The sequence below is a fragment of the Acidihalobacter prosperus genome, from assembly GCF_000754095.2.
Classification (GTDB): Bacteria; Pseudomonadota; Gammaproteobacteria; order DSM-5130; family Acidihalobacteraceae; genus Acidihalobacter; species Acidihalobacter prosperus.
Window position 1 is genome coordinate 126706 of sequence record NZ_JQSG02000002.1, and the last position, 21228, is coordinate 147933.

The following is a 21228-nucleotide window of genomic DNA, read 5'->3' on the forward strand; positions in this document are numbered from 1 at the left end:
CCTCACAGGGTCTGGTTGACGTACTGCAGCATCTGGTCGGTGGTGGCGATGGCCTTCGAGTTGATCTCGTAGGCACGCTGGCATTCGATCATGTTCACTAACGACTCGACCGTGTTGACGTTCGAACTTTCCAGCGCGCCCTGCTGCAGCGAGCCCAGGCCATTGACGCCCGGCGTGCCCGATTGCGCGGTGCCGCTGGCCGCGGTTTCCAGATACAGGTTCTGCCCGACCGCCTGCAGACCCGCCGGATTGATGAAATCCGCCAACTGCACCGTGCCGATCTGCGTCGGTGTGGTGCTGCCGGCCACGGTCGCGGTCACGGTGCCGTCGGTGCCGATGGTGATCGACTGGGTATTCGGCGGCACCGTGATGCCAGGCTGCAGCGGATACCCGTTGGCGGTCACCACTTGGCCGTTGCTGTTGAGCTGAAACTCGCCGTCACGGGTGTAGGCCACGGTGCCATCGGGCATGGTGATCTGGAAAAAACCGCGTCCCTGGACGGCCAGATCGAGATTGTTGCCCGTCTGGATGATGTTGCCCTGGGTGAAGATTTTTTCGGTCGAATCGATACGCACGCCGGTGCCGATCATCAGGCCGGAGGGCAACTGGGTATTCTGCGACGACTGCGCACCCGGCTGGCGCACGTTCTGATACAGCAGATCCTCGAACGACGCACGCCCCTTCTTGAATCCAGTGGTGCTGACGTTGGCTAGATTGTTGGCGATCACGTCCATGCGCGTCTGCTGCGCATCGAGTCCGGTTTTCGCGATCCACAAGGCTGGATTCATGTTCTTATCTCCCGATCATCAGGCCAGGCGTATCAGCTGGGCGCTGGCCTGATCGTTGTTTTGTGCGGTCTTCATGAGCTTGACCTGCATCTCGAACTGGCGCGCCAGCGAAATCATTTTGACCATCGCATCGATCGTGTTGACGTTGCTGCCCTCCAGCGCCCCCGAGACCACCGATACGTCCGCGCTCGCAGGCAGTGGCTGGTTGTTGCGCGTGTGCATCAGGCCGTCCAGGCCTTTTTTCAGCTCGCTGTCCGGCGGATTCACCAGCTTGATCCGATCCACTACCGCCAAGGCGTTGGGCTGCTGTCCGGTCGGCAACACCGTGATCGTCCCATCATGGCCGATATCGACCTTTTCATGCGGCGGCACCGCGATCGGTCCGGAGTTGCCGAGCACCGGGTACCCCTGGCTGGTGGTCAGCAAGCCATTGCCGTTGAGTTTCAGCTCGCCGGCGCGCGTATAGGCTTCCTGGCCGTCTGGCCCCTGCACCGCAATCCAGCCGGGCCCGTTGATGGCCACATCCAGCGAACGGCCGGTGGTGATGAGCGGACCCTGCGTGAAATCCGTGCCCGTACCCTCGTCCTGCGTGTAGACCCGGCTGGCGTAGCCCGGCCCCTCGATGGGCACCGACTTGAAGGCCTCCAGGTCGCGCTTGAAGCCGACCGTGTTGGCATTGGCCAGATTGTTGGTCGTGTTCGCCTGCGCCAGGAGAGTTTCCTTGGCTCCGGACATGGCGATATAGAGCATGCGATCCATGGCGCGTCACCGAATCCCGATCAGGTCATGTTGATGATGGTCTGGGTCACCGTATTGGCCGTGGTGATCACCTTGGCATTGGCCTGGTAGTTGCGCTGCTCGGTAATCAGGTCGACGAGCTGCTTGGCTTCGTCGACATTGGAATTCTCCAGCGACCCGGCCTGTATCTGCCCAAGGCTGCCCGTGCCCGGCGCACCGAGGATTGGCGTGCCCGAGGCATAGGTCTGCCCCCAACCGGTATTTCCCACGGCCTGCAAGCCCTGCGGGTTGGTGAAGTTCGCCAATGCGATCTGCCCCAGCGCCTGCGACTGGCCGTTGGTGTAACGCGCCGAAATCACGCCGGAATTATCGATGTTCAGGCCGGCGAGCTGGCCCGAGGTATAACCGTTCTGGGTCAGACTGTTGACACTGCTGGTATTACCGAACATGGTCGAACCGGTCAGATTCAGCGTGACGTTCATGGCCGCCGCGCCATTGGTCGGCGAATAGGCGTCGTAGGGGATTTGGCCGTTTGCGGGCGTCACCAGGTTGCCGTTGGCGTCGAAGGTCAGCGTCGCCTGCGGGTTACCGCCGGTGGTCACCGTGGTGCCGTCGACCTGGGTCAGCACCTGCCAGGTCGTATTGCCGGGCGTGGTCGTGGTCGAGGGCGTGGTCGTGTCCTTGCGGAAGTAGAAAATCGCGGTATGCGGCGCGCCCAGCGAATCGTAGACCGTGGCTGGCGTGGAGTAGGTATACGACGCGGTATTGGTCGGATTGATCGTGCCAACGCCGAGGTCGGGCGCTGCCGCGTTGAGGTTGATCGAGGCGGCGATAGTGGAGGTCGCCTGCGGTGGGCCCGCGCTGGTGGAGAGCTGCAGGTTGGTCAGACTGCCCTGGTTGAAGGTCGGGTTGGTGGACTGCGGATTGATCGGCGCATAGACCTGCAGCTGCTGCCCCTGGGCATTGACCACGTAACCCTGCTGGTCGACCTGCATGGCGCCGGCGCGGCTGTAGACCTGCGTGCCGTTGTTGCTGAAGATGAAAAATCCCTGGCCGTTGATCGCGGCATCGAGGGTGTTGCCCGTATTGTGCAGCGTGCCCTGGCTGAACTGCTGGGTCACCGCCTGCAGCTGCACGCCCGAACCCACGGCCTTGTTGCTGATGCCGTTGTAGGCCGTGGCGTAGATGTCGCCGAACTCCGCGCGCGAGGATTTGAAACCCGTGGTGCCGGCGTTGGCGATGTTGTTGGCGGTCACGTTGAGCGCCTCGGACGCCGCGTTCAAACCGGTCAGTGCCGTTCCGAAAGACATTGTGCGTTCTCCTTATCTAATGCGCCTTAACTGCCGGATCGCTCTAACTGATCTGCCGTACCTGGGAAAGGTCGACGCTGCCCATGCCGTCGCCCAGAGAAAGGGTGATCGGCCCCCCGTTCTGCGCCAGCGTGACGCTCGATACCTGCGCAGGGGACAGCACGTTGAGCCCCTGGTTCTGACCGTTGACCTGACCGACCGCCTTGACCTCGTAGGTCCCGGCCGGCATCGGCGTGCCCTGCATGTTGGTGCCGTCCCAGCTGAAATTTGCCAGACCCTGCGCCTGTGTGCCGAGATCGATCTGCTTGACCAGCTGGCCGCTGCGGTCATAAATCCCCACCGAAACCTGCGAGGCCGGCGAGCTGATGTCGACCGAACCCTGCAGCGAGCCGGTCGCCGGCAGCACCGCCATCGAGGACGGCGCCAGCACGGTCCGACCGACCAGACTGGCCGCCTGCAATGCCTGATTGGTCGACAGCGACTTCGACAGCGTGGCGAACGATGAGGACATGTTCTGGATACCGGACACGGTACTGAACTGCGCCAACTGGGCCAGCATGTTCTGACCGCTCATCGGCTGCGTGGGATCCTGGTTCTTGAGTTCGGCCACCATCAGGTTCAGGAACGCCTGCTGCCCCAGCTGGCCGGTGGATGAAGCCGTACCACTGGTCGCGGTGGTCGGGGAACTCGTGCTGCCGGTAATACCGAGCTGCGCGAGAATGCTGGGGTCGAAACTCGAATTGACGGCGCTTGTGCTCATGCTTCCACCTCGAAGGATTACTTGCCGAGCTGCTGCACGGTGCTGAGCAGCAGCTGCTGGGTTGTGGACAGGACGTTGACGTTGTTCTGGTAGCTGCGCGAGGCCGAGATCATATTGGCCATCTGCTCGACCGTATTGACATTGGTCGTGTAAACGTAGCCCTGCTTGTCGGCGAGCGGATTGCCCGGCGAATATTCACGTCGGACGGGCGCCTGGCTCTCCTGGATATCGGTCACGCGCACGCCCACTGCCGAACCGCCGCCCTGGGCATGGAACAGCGCGGTGGCGAAGACCGGCTGACGGGCGCGATAGGCCGCCTGCTCGCTGGAGGCGACGTCGTCGGCATTGGCGAGGTTGCTGGCCACGGTATTCAGTCGCACGCTCTGCGCGGCGAGGCCTGAACCGGCGATATTGAAAATACTGTACAGACTCATGATCAGGTCCCCATGATCGCCTTGCTGAGCCCCGAGAGACGTCCGCTCAGAATGGTCAGCGTGGCCTGGTAACGCAGCGCGTTCTCGCCGAACGCCGCCTGGTTGTACTGCAGGTTGACCGTATTGCCGTCCAGCGACGGCTGCAGCGGCACCTGATACAGCACAGGCGCAGGCCCTCCGGCGGCGGACGGCTCCATGTGCTCGGGGTTGGTGCGCATCAGCGGCAGCGCGCCACCCTGTCCGCCCTGCGCCGCCAGCGCCGCCTTGAAATCGATATCGCGGGCCTTGTAGCCAGGCGTATCGGCATTGGCGATGTTCGACGCGAGCAGTTGCGCCCGTTGCGCCTCGAGTTGCAACGCCTGCGGGAACACACCCAGTGCCTGATCGATCGAAAACGGCATTGCCAGCATCCTAAAGTTTCCACACAGTGGGTCGATAGCAATATGGATGCCAATCCAGAAAGCCAGTACCCATGCGGCTTTGCGGCTGCGGCAGCCGCTCAGGCGGCAAGCTTTCGCCGCTGTCGCGGCAAGCGACGTCGCCGCAGGCCACCCCGCATATCAAGCCGATAAAGCGTTTTGATCCATGGCCTGACGGGGGTTAGCATGTGCGGCCCAAGCCGGAGCGAACGAACGCCCATGCCCCAGGAACCCATTGAACAATGGATGCAACGCGTCGCCGATGCGATCCATCCGCTTGCCGAACAGGCGCAGGCGCATCGCTGGCTGTTGAGACAGAGTCTGTTCACCCATTTCCAGCGGCTCGTCACCCTCACCAGCCTGGGCGGCATCCAGGGCCCCATCCTTGACGTGGGCGCCGGCACCGGCGCACTGACCCTGGACCTGGCCTGGCAGACGGACGGCCAGACCCGCATCACGGCCGTCGACAACGACGCCGAAGCGCTGGCGCTGCTGGCGGCTCTGGCGAAGCGGCTCGGCGTGTCCATCGAAATGCTGGCAGGCGAAGCCTCGGCGCTGCCGGCCGAAACCGCGAGCCAGGCGATGACCGTCGCGCGTTACGTGTTCCAACACCTGCCCTCGCCACAATACGCGCTGGCTGAAATGCGCCGCGTGACCCGCCCCGGGGGACGCATCATGATCATCGACGTCGACGATGGGGTCGCGCTGGGCGAGCCGCCGGAAACGCCTGCGCTGGCGACGCTTCGCGAGGCCATCGGCGCGCTGCAGATCCGTCGCGGTGGCGATCGCCGCATCGGCCGGCGCCTGTACGGTCTGATGCGCGCCGCTGGCCTTGAGGCCATACAGGTCATCCTCATGCCCCGCGTCCGCCTCGGGCTGCAGCATGGGCGCAACGCCGAAATGGAGCAGCATCAGATCGAGCGCCTGCAGAGCGAACGCGCCGCGCTGCTCGATGCGGGCTTGATCACCGCCGAAGCATTCGAGGCCGCCGTGGATGCGCTTCGGCAAGACTTCGCGCAGGACCGGTTCGAACTCGACGCCGACTTCATTGCTATCGGCCAGGTGCCCCAGAACCCGTAAATTCTCTTTGCAAAACGCTGATTTGCGGCTCACAATCTACGCATTGTCGAGGGAGACGATACGCATGCGAGCCGTCCTGACAAGGGTGCTCATCATACTGATGCTCGCCGCTTCCGGCATGGCCTCCCAGGCCGCATCGGCCGATTCAGCGGCACGGTTCAGGGCAGCGCTCGACGCCCTGGCCTCCAATCGTATCGACCGTTTCGAGACGCTCGCGCATGACCTGCGCGGCAATCTGCTTCATCCCTACCTGCGCTACGCCTATCTCGAGCATACGATCGAACAGGCGCAACGCCCGGCGATCGACGCCTTTCTCAAAGCCCATGCCAGCCTGCCGATCAGTACCACCCTGCGTCACGACTGGCTGCTCGAACTCGCCCGTCGCCAGGACTGGGCCACCTTCATCGCCGAAGACCGGGGCCATGGCGGCTCGCGCATCGCCTGCGCGCGCGCGCGGGCACTGGCGGCAACCGGACATGTCGATCAGGCCCTGTCACTGGCCAAACGGCTCTGGCTGGCTGGCTACTCGCGTCCGCAAAGCTGCGATCCCGTGTTCGCCTTGCTTTCCGGGCACGACAGGCTGACGCCGGCGCTGATTCGCGAACGCCTGTTGCTCGCACTTGGGTCGCACAACCTCGGCCTCGCGCGGTATCTGGCACGCATGCTGCCCACCGAAGAGCGTGCCGAAACCGATCAATGGCTGCAGGTCTACGAAAACCCGGCATCCCTGCGCCATCTCGATCTTGCGGCACTCGGACCGGCGGATGCGCGCGACCGCGTGCTGCTCGCCGCCTTCGACCGTCTCGCCCGCCGCGATCCCGCACTGGCCCGCCGCATCTGGGTGCAAACCGCCACGGCCCAGATCACCCTGCCGGCGAGCGTGCGCAACGAAATCCTCCGCGATATCGCCCTCAATGCCGCTTGGGACGGCCTGCCCGAGGCTCATGCCTGGCTCGACGCGCTACCCGCGACCGCGGTCGACCGCATGGTGCGTATCTGGCGCGTGCGCGTGGCTCTGCGTAACGGCAACTGGCTTGACACGCTCAAGGCCATCCGGGCGATGCCCGCGGGCGAACGCAGGAAAGCCGACTGGCAATATTGGGAGGCCCGCGCGTTGGCGGCGCTCGGGCAGCCGGAGGCGGCGGAAAAAATCGCCAGCCCGCTGTCGCGGCAATTCAGCTACTACGGCTTTCTCGCCGCCGATTTTCTCCAGCGCCCGTATGCCGCCGGCAAACCCTTGCCGCCCGCCGACCCTGCATTGCAGCGCCAGGTGGCGGCCCGTTATCTGGTGCGTGTCGCCTTCGCGCTGGAAACGGCCGGGCAGCATGCCGATGCCAAGGCCGCCTGGCGCGCCGCGCTGCGCCAGATGGGAGCGGCCGACCGCTTGGCCGCCGCCGAGTTGGCATATCGTCGGGGCTGGGCCTACGGCACCTACGCTGCCGCCGCGCGCGCCGGCATCCGCAACGCCTCAAGACTGATGTTCCCGTTCGACCAGATGCCCCACGTGCAGGCCGCGGCCGATCACAACGGACTCAAGCCCGGGCTACTGCTCGCCGTCATGCGTCAGGAAAGCGCCTTTCAGACCAGCGTCTGTTCGGACAAGGGAGCCTGCGGCCTACTGCAGCTCTTGCCCGACACCGCCTGCTGGATCGGACGCAAGACTGGCTTGGGCGATCTGACCTGCAGCCTGCAGGCGCTGTCCAGACCCTCGATCAATATCCGCGCCGGCGCCAACTATCTGGCCTATTTATTCGATCAGTTCGATCACGATGTAGTGCTCGCGCTGGCGGCCTACAATGCCGGCCCCACCACCGTAAACCGCTGGATCGCCGCGCGTACGGCCGCAAAACCGGGTTCGGCCCGCTGGCTGGCGACATTGCCCTATGGCGAGACCCGCAACTACGTCGAGGCCGTGCTGTTCAACCGTGTGATCTACGAACGCCGTCTGAATCCCGCTGGAACGGCCAAGGACAGCACCCGGTTTGCATCCGCCAGGCATGACCATCGCCTGGCGGATGCGTTGCTGCCCCGCAGTCTGGTCTACGGGGCGAGCCGCTGAATCGCTTCAGGGCTTGATGTAACGGAAGCCCGCGGCCTCAAGCTGCATGATGCGCACGATGCCGCCCGGCACCACTACCGCAGAATCGACCAGCTTGGGCAGATGCCCGGTCTTGCGCTTGAAGTTCATCATCGTGTTGTGGCAGGCGTCGAATTCAACACCCTCGGCGTTCAGACTCTGGATACGAGCCGCCATCTTGCTGTCCTTGAACAGCATTTTCAGACCGGGACCATAGGCCACGACCACCACCTGCGCCTTGTCAGGGCCGAAAAAATTGAGCACGTTGGCGGCGTTGTTGAGCACCAGGGTCCAGCGCTTGGGATTGGCCTGGCTCACCTGGATCACCACATGCTCCTTGGCGAACGGGTGGGAATGCACGAACTCCGGCTTGTCGTAGTTGTAGTGCTTCATCATCGACCAGTCCTCGGCCTGCGCCGGCTGGAAGGCGGCCAATGCGAACAGGGCCAGCACGGGTAAAGCCAAATGGATCTTGCGCTTCATCTCCTACTCCTTGGGTCTCATTAGAGTGATTCGAATACAGCCCAGACGGGGCGTGTCGATGGTATTTTCGATGTCGGTTACGACCCTCCAGGCAGGTGAAGGCCGGTCGACACACCATGAGACAACTTTGACGGCCGAACTATTCCATCATCTCCACGTCTGCTTGCATAAGCGGCAGCATGAGGAGCAAGAAATGCGTGTATGCGATGGCAGCTGCAGTCGGCTGGCGGTCCTGGAACGGTATTTGCGGTCGGCGCGGACCGAAGCGCTTGTCCTAAAACTCCGGCAGGAGGCATCCGTACTCGCGGCGGACGGCTACGCCTCGGCTGCCGAGACGATGATGATGGCCGCGGCGGTCCTGGACCGCCCGCCCCGCACTCGCGGCGTATCCGGCCAAGACCGCGGATGATCGCGTCGGGCGATCACGCTGTCGCCAGGCGCCATGGGGATGATACGATTCGCCCCCCTGACCGGATGCCTGCCGGCATCGCCGCACAATCCTGCTGACATGGCTGCCCAAACCGATCTCGAAGGACTCAATCCCGCCCAGCGCGAGGCGGTGAAACAGACCGGTCGCCCCCTGCTGGTGCTGGCCGGCGCGGGCAGCGGCAAGACCCGCGTGATCACTACCAAGATCGCCTATCTCGTCCGCGACTGCGGTATCCGGCCGCGCGGCATCGTCGCCGTGACCTTCACCAACAAGGCCGCGCGCGAGATGAAGGCCCGCGCCGCCGCCCAACTCGCACGCGACGAGACGCGCGGCCTGACGATCTCCACCTTTCATACCCTGGGGCTGAATTTCCTGCGTCAGGAAATGCGCCTCGCCGGCCTCAAGCCGGGCTTCACCATCTTCGACGCCCAGGACGGCGCCGCACTGATCAGGGAACTCACGCACAAGGACGGCGCCGGCGACGAGGAACAGATCCGCCACTGCATCTCGCGCTGGAAGAACGACCTGCTGCCGCCGGAAACGGCCCAGTCGCAGGCCGAAAACGAATTCGACCTGCGCGCGGCCAAGGTCTATCAGCGCTACCAGCGCTCGCTGGCCGCCTACAATGCGGTCGATTTCGACGATCTCATCCTGCGCCCGGTCCGCTTGCTGGGGGAGCACCCGGAAGCGCTGGAGCGTTGGCAAAACCGTGTGCGCCATCTGCTGGTGGACGAATACCAGGACACCAATGCCTGCCAGTACGCCTTCATGCGCCAGCTCGTCGGCGTCGACGGCGGACTTACCGTGGTCGGAGACGACGACCAGTCGATCTATGCCTGGCGCGGCGCCCGCCCGGAGAACCTGTCGCGGCTGCAGGCCGATTTCCCGCGCCTGCAGGTGGTCAAGCTGGAGCAGAACTACCGTTCCACCGGCAGGATTCTGGCCTCGGCCAACCACCTCATCGCCAACAACCCGCACACCTTCGAAAAACGCCTGTGGAGCGCCTTCGGCGCGGGCGAGCTGCTGCGCGTGCAACCGGCGAGCAGCGCCGAGGACGAAGCCGCGCGCGTGGTTTCGGAAATCATCCGGCGCCACTTCCAGGATCGCTGCGAATACCGCGATTTCGCCATCCTCTATCGCGGCAATCACCAGTCGCGCCCCTTCGAGCGCTGGCTGCGCGAACACAGCATTCCCTACCGCATTTCCGGCGGCACCGGCTTCTTCGAGCGCCAGGAGGTCAAGGACTTCATGGCCTACCTGCGCCTGCTGGTGAACCCCGACGACGACGCCGCCTTCCTGCGCGTGGTCAACACCCCGCGCCGCGGCATCGGCCCCTCCACCCTGGAAATCCTGGGCGACTATGCCGGCGGACGCGGCGTCGGCCTGCTCGCGGCCGCCGGCGAAATAGGCCTGGAGCAGCAACTGTCCGGGCGCGCCATCGCCGCGCTGCGGCGCTTCACCGACTGGGTCGGCGAGCGTGCGCGCGAGGCCGAGGACGCCGAGCCGGTCCCCTTCGTGCGCCGCGTGCTGGAAGAAATCGACTACGCCGCCTGGCTGGAGGAAAACCACGACGATCCGAAGGCCGCCGCGCGCCGGCTCGATTACGTCCACGAGCTGATCGACTGGATGCAGCGCCTGTGTCAGGACGAACCCGATCGACGCCTGCCCGACCTGGTCTCGCACATGTCGTTGATGGACATCCTCGAACGCAACGGCGAGGAGGAGAACACCAATGCGGTCAACTTGATGACCTTGCACGCCGCCAAGGGGCTGGAGTTTCCGCACGTATTCCTGGTCGGCATGGAGGAAGAACTGCTGCCGCACCGCACCAGCATCGAATCGGGCGATCTCGAAGAGGAACGGCGGCTCGCCTACGTCGGCATCACCCGAGCACGTCGCAGCCTGACGCTGACCTACGCGGAAAAACGCAAGCGCTACGGCGAGGAATACGACTGCGAGCCCAGCCGCTTTCTGGAAGAACTCCCGGCAGAACATCTGGAATGGCGCCGCGAGCCGCCGAGCGCCGAGGAAGCCCGCGACCTCGGCCGAGCGCATCTGGCCAACCTCAAGGCGATGCTGGACTGAAGCGCATGGACGTCTTGCCGGCGCATCGTCATCGTCTGCCTATCGGCGTCTTCGATTCCGGCGTCGGCGGACTCACCGTGCTGCGCGCGCTGCGCCAGCGGTTGCCCGCCGAAGACCTGCTTTATCTCGGCGACATGGCGCGCCTGCCCTACGGCACCAAGAGTCCTCAGACGGTGGCGCGCTACGCCTGCCAGGCCGCAGGCGTACTGGTCGGGCGCGGCATCAAACTGCTGGTCGTGGCCTGCAACACCGCCTCCGCCCTTGCCCTCGAGGCCCTGCGCGCGCACTTCCCAGAACTGCCGGTCATCGGCGTGCTCGAACCCGGCGCGGCGGCAGCCTGCGCCGCCACCCGCAGCGGGCGCATCGCCGTGATCGCCACCGAGGGCACCGTGCGCGGCGGCGCCTATGTGCGGGCGATCCGCGCCCTGCGCCCGGAGACTGAAGTCAGCGCCGCCGCCTGTCCGCTGTTCGTACCGCTCGCAGAGGAAGGCTGGCACTCCGGGCCGGTGGTGGAAAGCGTGGCGCGCCATTATCTGACGCCGCTGCTCGAAAACGCCGCGCCCGATGTACTGGTACTCGGCTGCACCCATTTTCCCGTGTTCGGCGACACGCTGCGCCTACTCGTCGGCCAGGACATCGAACTGGTGGATTCGGCCACCACCACGGCCGACGCGGTCGCCGAAGCATTGTCGCATGGCGGCCTCGCCGCGCCGACCGGACATGTGGGCGAAAGCCGTTACATGACGACTGATGCGCCGGAGCGTTTCGCCCGCGTCGCCGCCGCCTTTCTCGGCAACGGACAAACCCCGACACACGTCGAGCTGGTCGACCTGTGAGACGTCCCAGGTTCGTGGTATGTTGGCACATCGCGCCCGGGATCATCCATGGATAACGAAAACATCGCCGACCTGCAGGCCCGCATCGCCGCCTTGAAAGTCGAACACCGCGACCTCGATGCCGCCATCGTCGCGATGAGCCTCGCGCCCGGCGCCGACCAGCTGCAGCTAACCCGTCTCAAGCGCCGCAAACTGCAGCTCAAGGACAGCATTGCGCGTCTCGAAAGCCGGCTGATCCCGGATCTGGACGCCTGAGCTGCAGCAAACGCGCGCAGAGTGCCGATGAAAATCCTCGCGATCTCGGGCAGCCTGCGCCAGGCTTCGCTGAACAGCCTGCTGCTGCGCGCGGTCGCCCGCCTCGCGCCCGCTGGCATCGAGGTCACACTATACCGCGGCCTGGGCGAGCTGCCGCTATTCAACCCCGACCTCGAAGCCGACGTCTGCACGCCCGTGGCCGACCTGAGACGGCGGATTCTGCAGACGGACGCCCTGCTCATCGCCAGCCCCGAATACGCGCACGGCGTAACCGGCGCGATCAAGAACGGCCTCGACTGGATGGTCGGCAACGAGACCTTCGTCGACAAGCCGGTGGCCCTGCTGAACGCATCGCCACGGGCCGTACATGCGCAGGCCGCCCTGCGCGAAACGCTCTGCACCATGTCCGCCCGCATCATCGACGAGGCCTGCATCACCGTACCGCTCATGGGTGCGAGGGTCGACGAAGCGGACATCGCCGAACACCCGGAGATGGCGCCGCGCTGACCGGCATGCTCCTCGCTCTGGCGCGCGCCACCACCCGGACTGACGGCACATAGCCGCGAACCGGCACACGCGTCAATAATGCGGCGGCGGTGGCTCCTGTTCCGGCGACAGCGCCGCAGCCGGCGTCAGTTCGGCCAGCTGGCCCTTGAGGCGCTCGATGGCCATCCAGGCATCGCGCAGTTCACGCTCGCGCGCCAGCAGCGCATCGGTCAGCGCATCCATGCCGGCTTCGAGATGCGCCATGCGCTCCTCCAGCTCGATCAGACGCGGCTCGTGCGCATCCAGCCCGCTCATCGACCGTCCTCGCCGCCAGCGGCCGCCCCGGCGGGCAGATCGGCGATGCGCATGGCCGTCGCCACCATGCGCGAAAGGTCGCCGGTATCCGCGGGAATCACCACCGCGGTCCCCTCCTTGGCCAAGTGGCCCCACTGCACGATGTAGTCCTTGGCCACCTGCATGCGCATCGCCTGCTCACCGCCCGGCGTCTGCAGCGAGGCGGCGATCGCGCCGATCGCGTTGGCGGTGGCCTCGGCCACCAGCTGGATCGCCTTGCCCTGCCCCTGGGCCTCGAGGATACGCGCCTGGCGCTCGCCCTCGGCCAGATTGATCTGCTGCTGACGTTCGCCCTCGGAGATGTTGATCTGCTGCTGCTTCTCGCCCTCGGAGCGGGCGATCATGGCGCGTTTCTCGCGCTCGGCGGTGATCTGCAGCTCCATCGCGCGCAGCACCTCCTCCGGCGGGGAGATGTCGCGGATCTCGTAGCGCAGCACCTTCACACCCCAGTTGATTGCCGCCTCGTCGAGCGCGCTCACCACCTCGGTGTTGAGTTCCTGACGCGAGGACAGCACCTGATCGAGGTGCAGGCGGCCAACCGCCGAGCGCATGGTGGTCTGCGCGAGCTGCACCACGGCGGCCACCGGGTCCGAGGTACCGTAGGCCGCGGCACGCGCATCGGTGATCTGGAAATACAGCACGCCGTCGACGCTGACCTGCGTGTTGTCCAGCGTGATGCAGACCTGCTTAGGAATGTCGACCGGCGTCTCGCGCAGGTCGAAGCGATAGGGCACGGCATCCACGATGGGGATGATCACGTTCAGCCCCGGCTCGAGCACCCGGTTGAAGCGGCCCAGGCGCTCCACCACCCAGCCGCGCTGCTGCGGCACGATGCGGATGCCGCGGACGATGACGAAAGCGACGATCACGGCCAGCGCGATCAGAACGACGAGCAACGGATTCATCTGACAAACTCCTTGGCTGGGTATGGCGGCGCACCGGCGGCCGAATCAGCGCCGCAGGCTCGGTTCATCGGACGTGGCGGGACGGACGAGAATCAAGCGACTGCCTTCGCGGCGCAGGATGGTCAGCCGTTCGCCCGGCGCGACGTCACCGGGATCGGCCAGGCTGGCGGACCATTCGCTGCCGCGGTAGCGCACGCGCAGGCTATGCGACGACACCTGCAGCACCTCGACCTCGTGGCCGCTGTCGTCCTGCGCGGTACGTTCCGATGCGGCATTGCTCATGCGGCGACGCAGACGATGCGCGGCAATCAGGAACAGCAGCGACAGCAGGGTCGCCAGCCCCAGGTCGGCGGTCGCGCCGAGCTGCCACACCAGTTCGGCACCGCCCGCCAGCAGCAGGGCCAAGCCGAAGGCAAACAGATAAAAAGTACCGCTGACGATTTCGGCGGCGCACAGCGCCGCACCCAGCAGCACCAGCACCGTACCCAGACCGTTCATCACGGCACCCCCTGACCCGTTTAGAAGTTGGCGAACCGCCATCGGAGCGGTCAATTGTTGGGGTATCCTATACCGTGTCGACACCGAAACCCAGCCGAGGCATCGACCGCGACGCAACGCCGCGAGACATCCGCGGCCGGCCGTCCCGCCAGCGCGAATCTCCATCCATGTGGCCATTGAACCGACACACCGATCCCACCCCTCTCACGACCGCCGCATGGGCACGCGCGCGCGCCGGCCAGGGCGTGCTCCAGGGGCTGACGATGGCGGAACGGACGCGACTGTGGGCGCTTGCCCACGACTTCCTGCACAGTCGCAGCCTCCAGGCCGCCGGCGATCTCGCGCTGGACGACGCCGCGCGGCTCAGGATCGCGCTGCTGATCTGCCTGCCCATCCTCGGCCTCGATCTCGGCTGGTACCGCGGCCTGCACGAAATCGTCGTGTATCCCGACGCGTTCGCGCCCGAACGCAGCTGGACGGACGATTTCGGCATCGTGCACGACGGCCGCATGGCGCTCGCCGGCGAAGCCTGGGACGAAGGCCTGATGCTGCTTTCCTGGCGCGACATCGAAGATGCCGGTCCGCTCGACGGGCATCACGTGGTGCTGCACGAGTGCGCCCACTGGCTGGATCTGCAGAACGGCGCCGCCAACGGCCGCCCGCCGCTGCACCGCGACATGGACCCCGCCGACTGGACGCGCGGATTCGCCGCCGCCTACGAGGCATTTTGCGCCGCGCCGAATCGCTGCGCCGCGCTCGACCCCTATGCCGCCGAGGACCCCGCCGAATTCTTCGCCGTCTGCTGCGAACTGTTCTTCGAATGGCCGCAAGCCTTGCGAGCCTGCTGGCCGGATATCCATCGCCTGCTGACCGCGTTTTTCCGGCAAAGCCCCGAAGACCGTCAGCCACCCGACAAAGGACACACTCGATGACCCCCCGTGCGCGCCGCCGATCCATCCAGTTCGCCAACGCTCGCGGAGAACGCCTGGCCGGTGTACTGCACCTGCCTGCAGACGCGCCGCGCGCGGCGGTGCTCTACGCCGCCTGCTTCACCTGCGGCAAGGATATTCCGGTCGCCGTGCGTCTCGGCAACGCCCTGGCCGAAGCCGGTTTCGCCATGCTGCGCTTCGACCTTGCCGGACTCGGCGAAAGCGAGGGCGATTTCACCGCCGGGAGCTTCAGCGCGCAGGTCGACGACCTGCTGCATGCCGCGGACTGGATGACGCAGCAGGCGCTGCCCCCGCAGCTGCTGATCGGCCACAGCATCGGCGGCGGTGCCGTATTGACCGCGGCCCCCCGGCTGCCCACGGTACGCGCGGTCGCAACCCTTGCGGCCCCCGCCGATCTCGAGCATCTGGTCGGCCTGCTGCGGGCGGCGGCCGGCGACTCGCTGGACGGGCGTGCCACCCTGGAACTCGGCGGGCGCCGTTTCGAGTTTTCACGCGGTTTTCTTGAGGATCTGGCCGCCCAGACGCCCTTCACCGAAACGGCCGCACAGCTGCAGCGCCCACTGCTGGTGCTGCACGCGCCGGACGACGACACCGTGCCCTACGCGCATGGCCTCGCGCTGTTCGAGGCGGCCGCCGAACCGCGCGGCTTTGTCAGCCTGGACGGCGCCGACCACCTGCTACGGCGCCAGGCCGACGTGGATTACGCTGCGGCGTTGATCGCGGGATGGGCAGGGCGCCACCTGACGCCGCGAGCCGGCTCGAAGGCCCAGCGGCTGCCGACCGTCGGCGACAGCGAGGTGGTGGTCCGCAGCCGCCCCGGACAGCGTTTCGCGCAGGACATCCATACCCGTGACCACCACTGGGTGGCCGACGAGCCGCTCGCGCTCGAAGGCGACAACCTGGGTCCGGCGCCCTACCCGCTGCTGCTCAGCGCGCTGGGCGCATGCACGGCGATGACACTGCAGGGCTACGCGGCGCGCAAGGGCTGGCCGCTGAGCGCGGTCACGGTGCGCCTCGAGCATCGCCAAGTCGCGGGCCAGGGTGCAGGCAGCCTGGCCATCGAACGCAATATCGAGGTCGAGGGCACGCTCGACCCCGCCCAGCGCGCGCGCCTGCTTGAAATCGCCAACCGCTGCCCGGTGCATCGCAGCCTGAGCAGCACGCCCATCGCGATCCGCACCGAGCTCAAGGCGATCGCGTCGGAAAACGGCGGCTAGGGCGTCTCGCGATAGGCGGAAATCAGCACTTCGTGCTGCTCCAGCCGCCCTTCGCCACGAAACGCCTCCTTAGGCAGCGGGTTGCGATGCGCTTCCTTGAAATCCTCGCTCCCGATCCAGTTGCGGAAGGCCTCCTCGCTCTCCCAGCGCGTCAGCACCACCCAGGGCGCGTCCGCCGACTTGGGCCGCATCACCTCCATACTGACGAAGCCCGGCTGATGCTCCACCTGACCGCTGCGGCGCCGAAAGCGCGTTTCGAACTCCTCTTCCCAGCCCTCGGCCACGGGCACGCGGTTGGCCACTACATACATCATCGGATCGTCTCCTGCGGGTTGGTGGTGCTGCTGGATCAAGAGGCTACCGGGCGCACGCGCGAAGCCGCTTCCGCCGCGCGCGCGCGCGCCTCGTCGACATCCTGCCCGCGCGCCAGCGCGACGCCCATGCGCCGCCGCTCGAAGGCCTCGGGCTTGCCGAACAGGCGCAGCTCGGTCCCGGGCACGGTCAGCGCCTCGGCGACGCCCTCGAAGGCGATACCGCGCGCATTCATTCCGCCGTAGACCACCGCACTGGCACCGGGGTTCAGCATTTCGGTCGACACCGGCAGACCGAGGATGGCGCGCGCGTGCAGGGCGAACTCGCTCTGCGCCTGGGTGATCAGGGTCACCAGGCCGGTATCGTGCGGGCGCGGGCTCACCTCGCTGAACCAGACCTCGTCGCCGCGCACGAACAGCTCGACGCCGAAGATGCCGCGCCCGCCGAGGGCATCGGTGACCTTGGCGGCGATCTCCCGCGCACGCGCCAGCGCGGCCTCGCTCATCGGCTGGGGCTGCCAGCTTTCCACGTAGTCGCCGCTGACCTGGCGATGCCCGACGGGCTCGCAGAACTGCGTGCCGATCTCGCCGTCGGCGCCGCGCGCGCGCACCGTCAGCAGCGTGATCTCGAATTCGAAGTCGATCATTTCCTCGACGATCACCCGATCGCGGCGCACACGACCGCCGCTCTGCGCATACGCCCAGGCGGCCTCGACGTCGTCCTCGCCACGCAGCAGGGACTGCCCCTTGCCGGAAGACGACATCACCGGCTTGACCAGGCAGGGAAAACCGATCCCCGCGCAGGCCGCGCGCAGTTCGTCCAGCGAATCGGCGAAGGCGTAGCGCGAGGTGGGCAGACCCAGCGTCTCCGCCGCCAGCCGGCGGATACCCTCGCGGTTCATGGTGAGCTGCGCCGCGCGCGCGGTGGGGATGACCTCGGCCAACCCTTCGGCCTCGATCTCGGCCAGGGTATCGGTGGCGATGGCTTCGATCTCCGGCACGATGAGCTGCGGCCGCTCGGACTCGATCAATGCACGCAGGGCGGCGCCGTCGCTCATGTCGATGACCCGCGCATGATGGGCCACCTGATGGCCGGGCGCGTCGGCGTAGCGGTCCACGGCGATCACCTCGACGCCCAGCCGCTGCAGGGCGATGATCACCTCCTTGCCCAGCTCGCCTGCCCCCAGCAGCATCACCCGTGTGGCATTCGGCGTGAACGGCGTCCCCAATCGCATGTCTGAATCCCTCGATGGCAAAGGCGCCATTATAGCCATGCCCGGCCGGACGGACCGGCGCCGACATGCGCCTGTCGTCGGTCCGGTGCTAGGATATGCCCCCTCCACGTACCAATCGCCACCGAGCAGGTGCCCATGAGCAGCCAGATCGATTCCCTGCGACAAGACATCATGCGCCGCGCCCAGGGCGCGGTGAGCCTGAACATCGCCTACATCGGCATCGCCAACGGCCTGTTTGCCGCCGTCGACCGGCTGACGCATGCCAGCGTGCCCGAACTCGCACAGGACACCAGCATGGATTCCGGCTATGTGGACCGTTGGTGCGACGCCGCCTACGCCTTCGAGTATCTCGAAGAGATCGAACCGGGCGTGTTTCGCCTCAGCGAGACCGGCCGGGCATTCATCCCCGACGGCCCCGGCACCCTGATGCCCTTCGCGGTGATGTCGGTGCTGTCCGCGCACATGGCCGAGCGCGCCGCCGGCCTGATGCGCACCGGCGAACGCCCCGGCGAATCCGTGCTTGCCGAACGCGAGACCATCCTGCCCTGGTTCGGTCCCATGCTCGAATACCAGTTCGGCCCGCTGCTCGACAAACAGGTGCTCGAACAGGTACCGGTTTTCCGCGACGTGGACGCACGCGGCGGTCTGGCGGTCGACCTCGGCTGCGGCAACGGCTGGTATCTGCGCCGACTGGCCCGCCGCTACCCGCGCCTGCGCGGCATCGGCATGGACGGCTTCGAGGAAAACGTCAATCAGGCGACCCGCCTGGCCGAGGCCGAAGGCCTGGGCGACCGGCTCAAGTTCGCCGTCGGCGACCTCAACCGCTTTCACATCGAGGAACCGGTCGACCTGATCGCCATGAACCGCGCCCTGCACCATGTCTGGGACCAGAAGGAAAACGTCTTCCGTATCCTTCGCGAGCACCTCAAGCCCGGTGGCGCCGCCGTCATCTGGGAGCCCAACTGGCCAGCCAGCCGCAGTGAACTGCGCAGCCCCGAACGGCGCGCCATGGCCTTCCAGAATCTGGGCGAGCACATCCAGGGCAACCACTTCCTGCGCCCGGAGGAGATCGCCGAGCAATTCCGCGCGGTCGGCCTCAAGCCTGAAGTCTATTTCGTTGCCGACGGCCGCGATGCGGTGGTCACCGGCACCCTCGCGGAGTAAGCGCGTGGCCCATACCGAAAGCGGGCAGACGCCCGACGCCGCCATCGAAAAGCGCATCAGCCTGAAAACGCGCGGCGGCGAGCGCGTCAGTCTCGACGTCACCCTGGCGGACGCGAACGGGCGTCAGAGCGCGCTCGAATACCTGGAACATCTCGACGAAACCATCCGTCGCAAACTGGGCGACACGCCGGTGTTCGCCGGCTTTACCGCGCCCAATCCCTACGACCATGCGCGCATCGAGGCGATGATCGTCAACATCGCCTCGTTTCACGATGCCACCTTCGGTACTTTCAACCAGCGCACCACCTTGCCCGAGGACGAGCGCAACGAGTTCGTCGAGATATTCCTGCTCGCCTGCGCCAGCGTGGTCGAGGGTCGGCAGATCGTGATCGATCTTTCCAGGGGGCGCGTCGACCGCGACCGCAGTCTCGATTGAACGCCGTGACCGACGCCCCGCCGCAAACCGCGCTGGCCGCGAGCGGCCTGGAAAAACGCTACGGCAAGGTACATGCCGTACGCGGCATCGACTTGGCCGTGCCGGCCGGGCGCTGCCTGGGCCTGCTCGGCCCGAACGGCGCCGGCAAGACCTCGACCCTGGAAATGCTCGAAGGCCTGAGCGAGCCATCAGCCGGCGAGATCCGCTACCGCGGCGAGCCGCTCGGCGCGCGCTTTCGCAACGAGGCCGGGATCATGTTCCAGCACACCGCCCTGCCCGAGCACATCAGCGTGCGCGAGACCCTGCGCATGTTCTCGCGCCTGTATCCGCGCACCCGGTCGGTCGAGGAGCTGATCGCCCGTTGCACGCTGGAGGAATTTCTCGACCGCGACAGCCGCCGCCTGTCCGGCGGCCAGCGCCAGCGCCTGCTGCTCGCCATCGCCCTGATCAACGACCCGGACATCCTCTTCCTGGACGAGCCCACCACCGGCCTCGACCCCCAGGCGCGGCGCAATTTCTGGCACCTGATCGAGGACATCAAGGCCGAGGGCAAGACCGTTCTCCTGAGCACGCACTACATGGAGGAGGCCTACACCCTGTGCGACGAGATCGCGATCATGGACCATGGCCAGGTGATCGCCCTCGGCACCCCCGACGAACTGCTCGCCCGCCACTTCAGCGACGTAATCCTGCAGTTGCCCATCGATGCGGTAGCCGATCCCGAACGCCTGCCCTTCGAGATCCGCCGCAAGCACGATCACCTCGAAATCGAGACCGGCGACGTCAACGGCACGCTGGCCCAGCTGCTCGCCGCGCAAGTCCCCCTCGGGGGTCTTCGCATCCGCGGCCGCACGCTGGAAGACCTCTTCCTCGAACTCACCGGCGAGGCCCTGAGGGGCTAGGAGAACCCAGTGTTCGCACGCATTTTCGCCGTCATCCAGGCCCGCAATCTCGAATTCCTGCGCGACCGCGCCGCGCTTGCCTGGAACTTCGCGCTGCCGCTGTTCGTGGTGCTCGGCTTCGCCTTCGCCTACAGCGGCAATACGCTGAGCACCTACAAGGTCGGTGTCTACGGGCCGCATGCGGACAGCGGCTTCTTTGCCACCCGCTACATCCGCTTCGTACCCGTCCACACGCTGGACCAGGGCATCGCCTGGGTCGGCCACCAGAAGCTCGACATGTTCGTCGACCCCGGCGACAAGCGCTACTGGATCAACGACAGCTCGCCCAAGGGCTATCTGCTCGCACGCATCCTCGCCGGCAGCGAGGCCCAGGCCGGCGAGTATCGCCAGGCCACCGTCAAGGGCCGCCAGATCGGCTACGTCGACTGGCTGATCCCCGGCGTGCTCGGCATGAACATGATGTTCTCCGCCCTGTTCGGCGTCGGTTACGTGATCGTGCGCTATCGCCGCAACGGCGTGCTCAAGCGCCTCAAGGCGACGCCGCTCGCCGCCTTCGAATTTCTCGCCGCCCAGGTACTCTCGCGTCTGTGGCTGATGCTCATCGTCACCGCCATCATCTTCTTCGGACTCAAGCTGATGCTCGGCTTCCCGGTGATGGGTTCCTATCTCGATCTGCTGTTGGTATTCCTGCTCGGTTCGGCCTGCCTGATCAGCCTCGGCATGCTGGTGGCGGCCCGCATCCGCAGCGAGGAACTGGCCGGCGGCCTGCTCAACGCCATCACCTGGCCGATGATGTTTCTCTCCGGGGTCTGGTTCTCGCTCGCCGGACTCAATCCCTGGATGCAGAAATTCGCGCTGATCTTTCCGCTCACCCACATCATCGACGCCGCCCGCGCGATCATGCTCGACGGCGACGGCCTCGCCGCCATTGCCCCCCACCTGATCACCCTGGCGGTGATGACCGCGGTTTTCCTCGCCATCGGCGCCCGCAGCTTCCGCTGGGAGTAAGCCGCACAGCGTAACCGCGGCCCCATGCGTGCCGCCGCGCCGCGCGCTGCCCGGACCAAGCTCGCAG

The 21228-nt window shown here is 66.2% G+C and carries 24 protein-coding genes; 12 read left to right on the top strand and 12 right to left on the bottom strand.

What is annotated here, in order from left to right; genetic code table 11:
* Positions 1-2: 2 nt before the first annotated feature.
* The 6 genes from flgG to flgB are packed head-to-tail and all read right to left on the bottom strand — an operon-like array spanning position 3 to position 4431.
* On the bottom strand, positions 3-788 hold the full coding sequence (gene flgG / locus THPRO_RS04520; RefSeq protein ID WP_038089706.1) for a flagellar basal-body rod protein FlgG: 786 nt from the start codon (positions 786-788) through the stop codon (positions 3-5).
* A gap of 18 nt (positions 789-806) precedes the next feature.
* Positions 807-1547, bottom strand: coding sequence for a flagellar basal-body rod protein FlgF (gene flgF, locus THPRO_RS04525; protein WP_038089703.1), 741 nt, complete (start codon positions 1545-1547; stop codon positions 807-809).
* A gap of 20 nt (positions 1548-1567) precedes the next feature.
* Positions 1568-2836, bottom strand: coding sequence for a flagellar hook protein FlgE (flgE, locus tag THPRO_RS04530; RefSeq protein WP_065089285.1), 1269 nt, complete (start codon positions 2834-2836; stop codon positions 1568-1570).
* Positions 2837-2879: 43 nt separating this feature from the next.
* Entirely contained in the window at positions 2880-3596 is a 717-nt protein-coding gene (locus THPRO_RS04535; protein ID WP_038089698.1) for a flagellar hook assembly protein FlgD, read from the bottom strand.
* Between the two features lie 17 nt (positions 3597-3613).
* Positions 3614-4030 carry a flagellar basal body rod protein FlgC gene (gene flgC / locus THPRO_RS04540; RefSeq protein WP_038089695.1) on the bottom strand — a complete coding sequence of 139 codons (417 nt, stop codon included), beginning with the start codon at positions 4028-4030 and terminating at the stop codon, positions 3614-3616.
* Between the two features lie 2 nt (positions 4031-4032).
* The gene (gene flgB, locus THPRO_RS04545; RefSeq protein ID WP_038089853.1) at positions 4033-4431 is read right to left on the bottom strand and encodes a flagellar basal body rod protein FlgB; all 399 of its coding nucleotides are present in this window, start codon (positions 4429-4431) and stop codon (positions 4033-4035) included.
* Positions 4432-4668: 237 nt separating this feature from the next.
* Between flgB and THPRO_RS04550 the strand changes: the two genes are divergently transcribed.
* Positions 4669-5529, top strand: a complete 861-nt coding sequence (locus THPRO_RS04550; RefSeq protein ID WP_161489929.1) for a class I SAM-dependent methyltransferase — start codon at positions 4669-4671, stop codon at positions 5527-5529.
* Positions 5530-5593: 64 nt separating this feature from the next.
* Positions 5594-7588, top strand: coding sequence for a transglycosylase SLT domain-containing protein (locus tag THPRO_RS04555; RefSeq protein WP_038089691.1), 1995 nt, complete (start codon positions 5594-5596; stop codon positions 7586-7588).
* Positions 7589-7594: 6 nt separating this feature from the next.
* Here THPRO_RS04555 and THPRO_RS04560 read toward each other — a convergent pair whose 3' ends face one another.
* A complete protein-coding gene (locus THPRO_RS04560) occupies positions 7595-8089 on the bottom strand; it encodes a DsrE family protein (protein ID WP_038089688.1) in 495 nt (164 codons plus the stop codon).
* Between the two features lie 508 nt (positions 8090-8597).
* On the opposite strand from THPRO_RS04560, the gene THPRO_RS04570 reads away from it, so the two are divergent.
* From THPRO_RS04570 to THPRO_RS04585, 4 genes are read left to right on the top strand one after another with little or no spacing between them, the layout of a single operon-like run.
* Positions 8598-10604 carry a UvrD-helicase domain-containing protein gene (locus THPRO_RS04570; protein ID WP_038089681.1) on the top strand — a complete coding sequence of 669 codons (2007 nt, stop codon included), beginning with the start codon at positions 8598-8600 and terminating at the stop codon, positions 10602-10604.
* Between the two features lie 5 nt (positions 10605-10609).
* A complete protein-coding gene (gene murI / locus THPRO_RS04575) occupies positions 10610-11440 on the top strand; it encodes a glutamate racemase (RefSeq protein WP_038089677.1) in 831 nt (276 codons plus the stop codon).
* Positions 11441-11488: 48 nt separating this feature from the next.
* Positions 11489-11695 carry a YdcH family protein gene (locus THPRO_RS04580; protein WP_038089674.1) on the top strand — a complete coding sequence of 69 codons (207 nt, stop codon included), beginning with the start codon at positions 11489-11491 and terminating at the stop codon, positions 11693-11695.
* Between the two features lie 27 nt (positions 11696-11722).
* On the top strand, positions 11723-12202 hold the full coding sequence (locus THPRO_RS04585; RefSeq protein ID WP_145930693.1) for an NADPH-dependent FMN reductase: 480 nt from the start codon (positions 11723-11725) through the stop codon (positions 12200-12202).
* A 72-nt stretch (positions 12203-12274) separates the two neighbouring features.
* On the opposite strand, the gene THPRO_RS04590 is transcribed toward THPRO_RS04585, so the two are convergent.
* Genes THPRO_RS04590 through THPRO_RS04600 form a run of 3 tightly spaced genes read right to left on the bottom strand, consistent with a single transcriptional unit; the run spans position 12275 to position 13938 of the window.
* The gene (locus THPRO_RS04590) at positions 12275-12496 is read right to left on the bottom strand and encodes a SlyX family protein (protein WP_038089669.1); all 222 of its coding nucleotides are present in this window, start codon (positions 12494-12496) and stop codon (positions 12275-12277) included.
* A complete protein-coding gene (locus THPRO_RS04595; protein ID WP_038089664.1) occupies positions 12493-13440 on the bottom strand; it encodes an SPFH domain-containing protein in 948 nt (315 codons plus the stop codon). Before THPRO_RS04595 ends, THPRO_RS04590 begins: the two co-directional genes overlap by 4 nt.
* Before the next feature lie 45 nt (positions 13441-13485).
* Positions 13486-13938, bottom strand: a complete 453-nt coding sequence (locus THPRO_RS04600; RefSeq protein WP_038089661.1) for an NfeD family protein — start codon at positions 13936-13938, stop codon at positions 13486-13488.
* Between the two features lie 167 nt (positions 13939-14105).
* Here THPRO_RS04600 and THPRO_RS04605 point away from each other — a divergent pair, with 167 nt between their 5' ends.
* Together THPRO_RS04605 and THPRO_RS04610 are read left to right on the top strand one after the other, a co-directional pair.
* Entirely contained in the window at positions 14106-14870 is a 765-nt protein-coding gene (locus THPRO_RS04605; RefSeq protein WP_082954442.1) for a M90 family metallopeptidase, read from the top strand.
* Complete coding sequence (locus THPRO_RS04610) at positions 14867-16105, top strand: bifunctional alpha/beta hydrolase/OsmC family protein (protein ID WP_038089657.1); 1239 nt, start codon at positions 14867-14869, stop codon at positions 16103-16105. The genes THPRO_RS04605 and THPRO_RS04610 overlap by 4 nt, the downstream gene beginning before the upstream one ends.
* Here THPRO_RS04610 and THPRO_RS04615 read toward each other — a convergent pair.
* Together THPRO_RS04615 and purT are read right to left on the bottom strand one after the other, a co-directional pair.
* Positions 16102-16419 carry an antibiotic biosynthesis monooxygenase family protein gene (locus THPRO_RS04615; RefSeq protein WP_038089656.1) on the bottom strand — a complete coding sequence of 106 codons (318 nt, stop codon included), beginning with the start codon at positions 16417-16419 and terminating at the stop codon, positions 16102-16104. The two genes, THPRO_RS04610 and THPRO_RS04615, sit on opposite strands and share 4 nt — an antisense overlap.
* Positions 16420-16454: 35 nt before the next feature.
* Positions 16455-17651 (bottom strand): formate-dependent phosphoribosylglycinamide formyltransferase, encoded by a 1197-nt coding sequence (purT, locus tag THPRO_RS04620; protein WP_038089654.1) that lies wholly within the window; start codon positions 17649-17651, stop codon positions 16455-16457.
* Positions 17652-17786: 135 nt separating this feature from the next.
* Between purT and THPRO_RS04625 the strand changes: the two genes are divergently transcribed.
* Genes THPRO_RS04625 through THPRO_RS04640 form a run of 4 tightly spaced genes read left to right on the top strand, consistent with a single transcriptional unit; the run spans position 17787 to position 21161 of the window.
* Positions 17787-18815: a class I SAM-dependent methyltransferase gene (locus THPRO_RS04625; RefSeq protein ID WP_038089651.1), complete on the top strand. Its 1029-nt coding sequence runs from the start codon at positions 17787-17789 to the stop codon at positions 18813-18815.
* Between the two features lie 4 nt (positions 18816-18819).
* Positions 18820-19251, top strand: a complete 432-nt coding sequence (locus THPRO_RS04630; protein WP_065089289.1) for a hypothetical protein — start codon at positions 18820-18822, stop codon at positions 19249-19251.
* Between the two features lie 5 nt (positions 19252-19256).
* A complete protein-coding gene (locus tag THPRO_RS04635; protein WP_236717266.1) occupies positions 19257-20153 on the top strand; it encodes an ABC transporter ATP-binding protein in 897 nt (298 codons plus the stop codon).
* Between the two features lie 9 nt (positions 20154-20162).
* The gene (locus THPRO_RS04640) at positions 20163-21161 is read left to right on the top strand and encodes an ABC transporter permease (RefSeq protein WP_038089648.1); all 999 of its coding nucleotides are present in this window, start codon (positions 20163-20165) and stop codon (positions 21159-21161) included.
* Positions 21162-21228 lie beyond the last annotated feature (67 nt).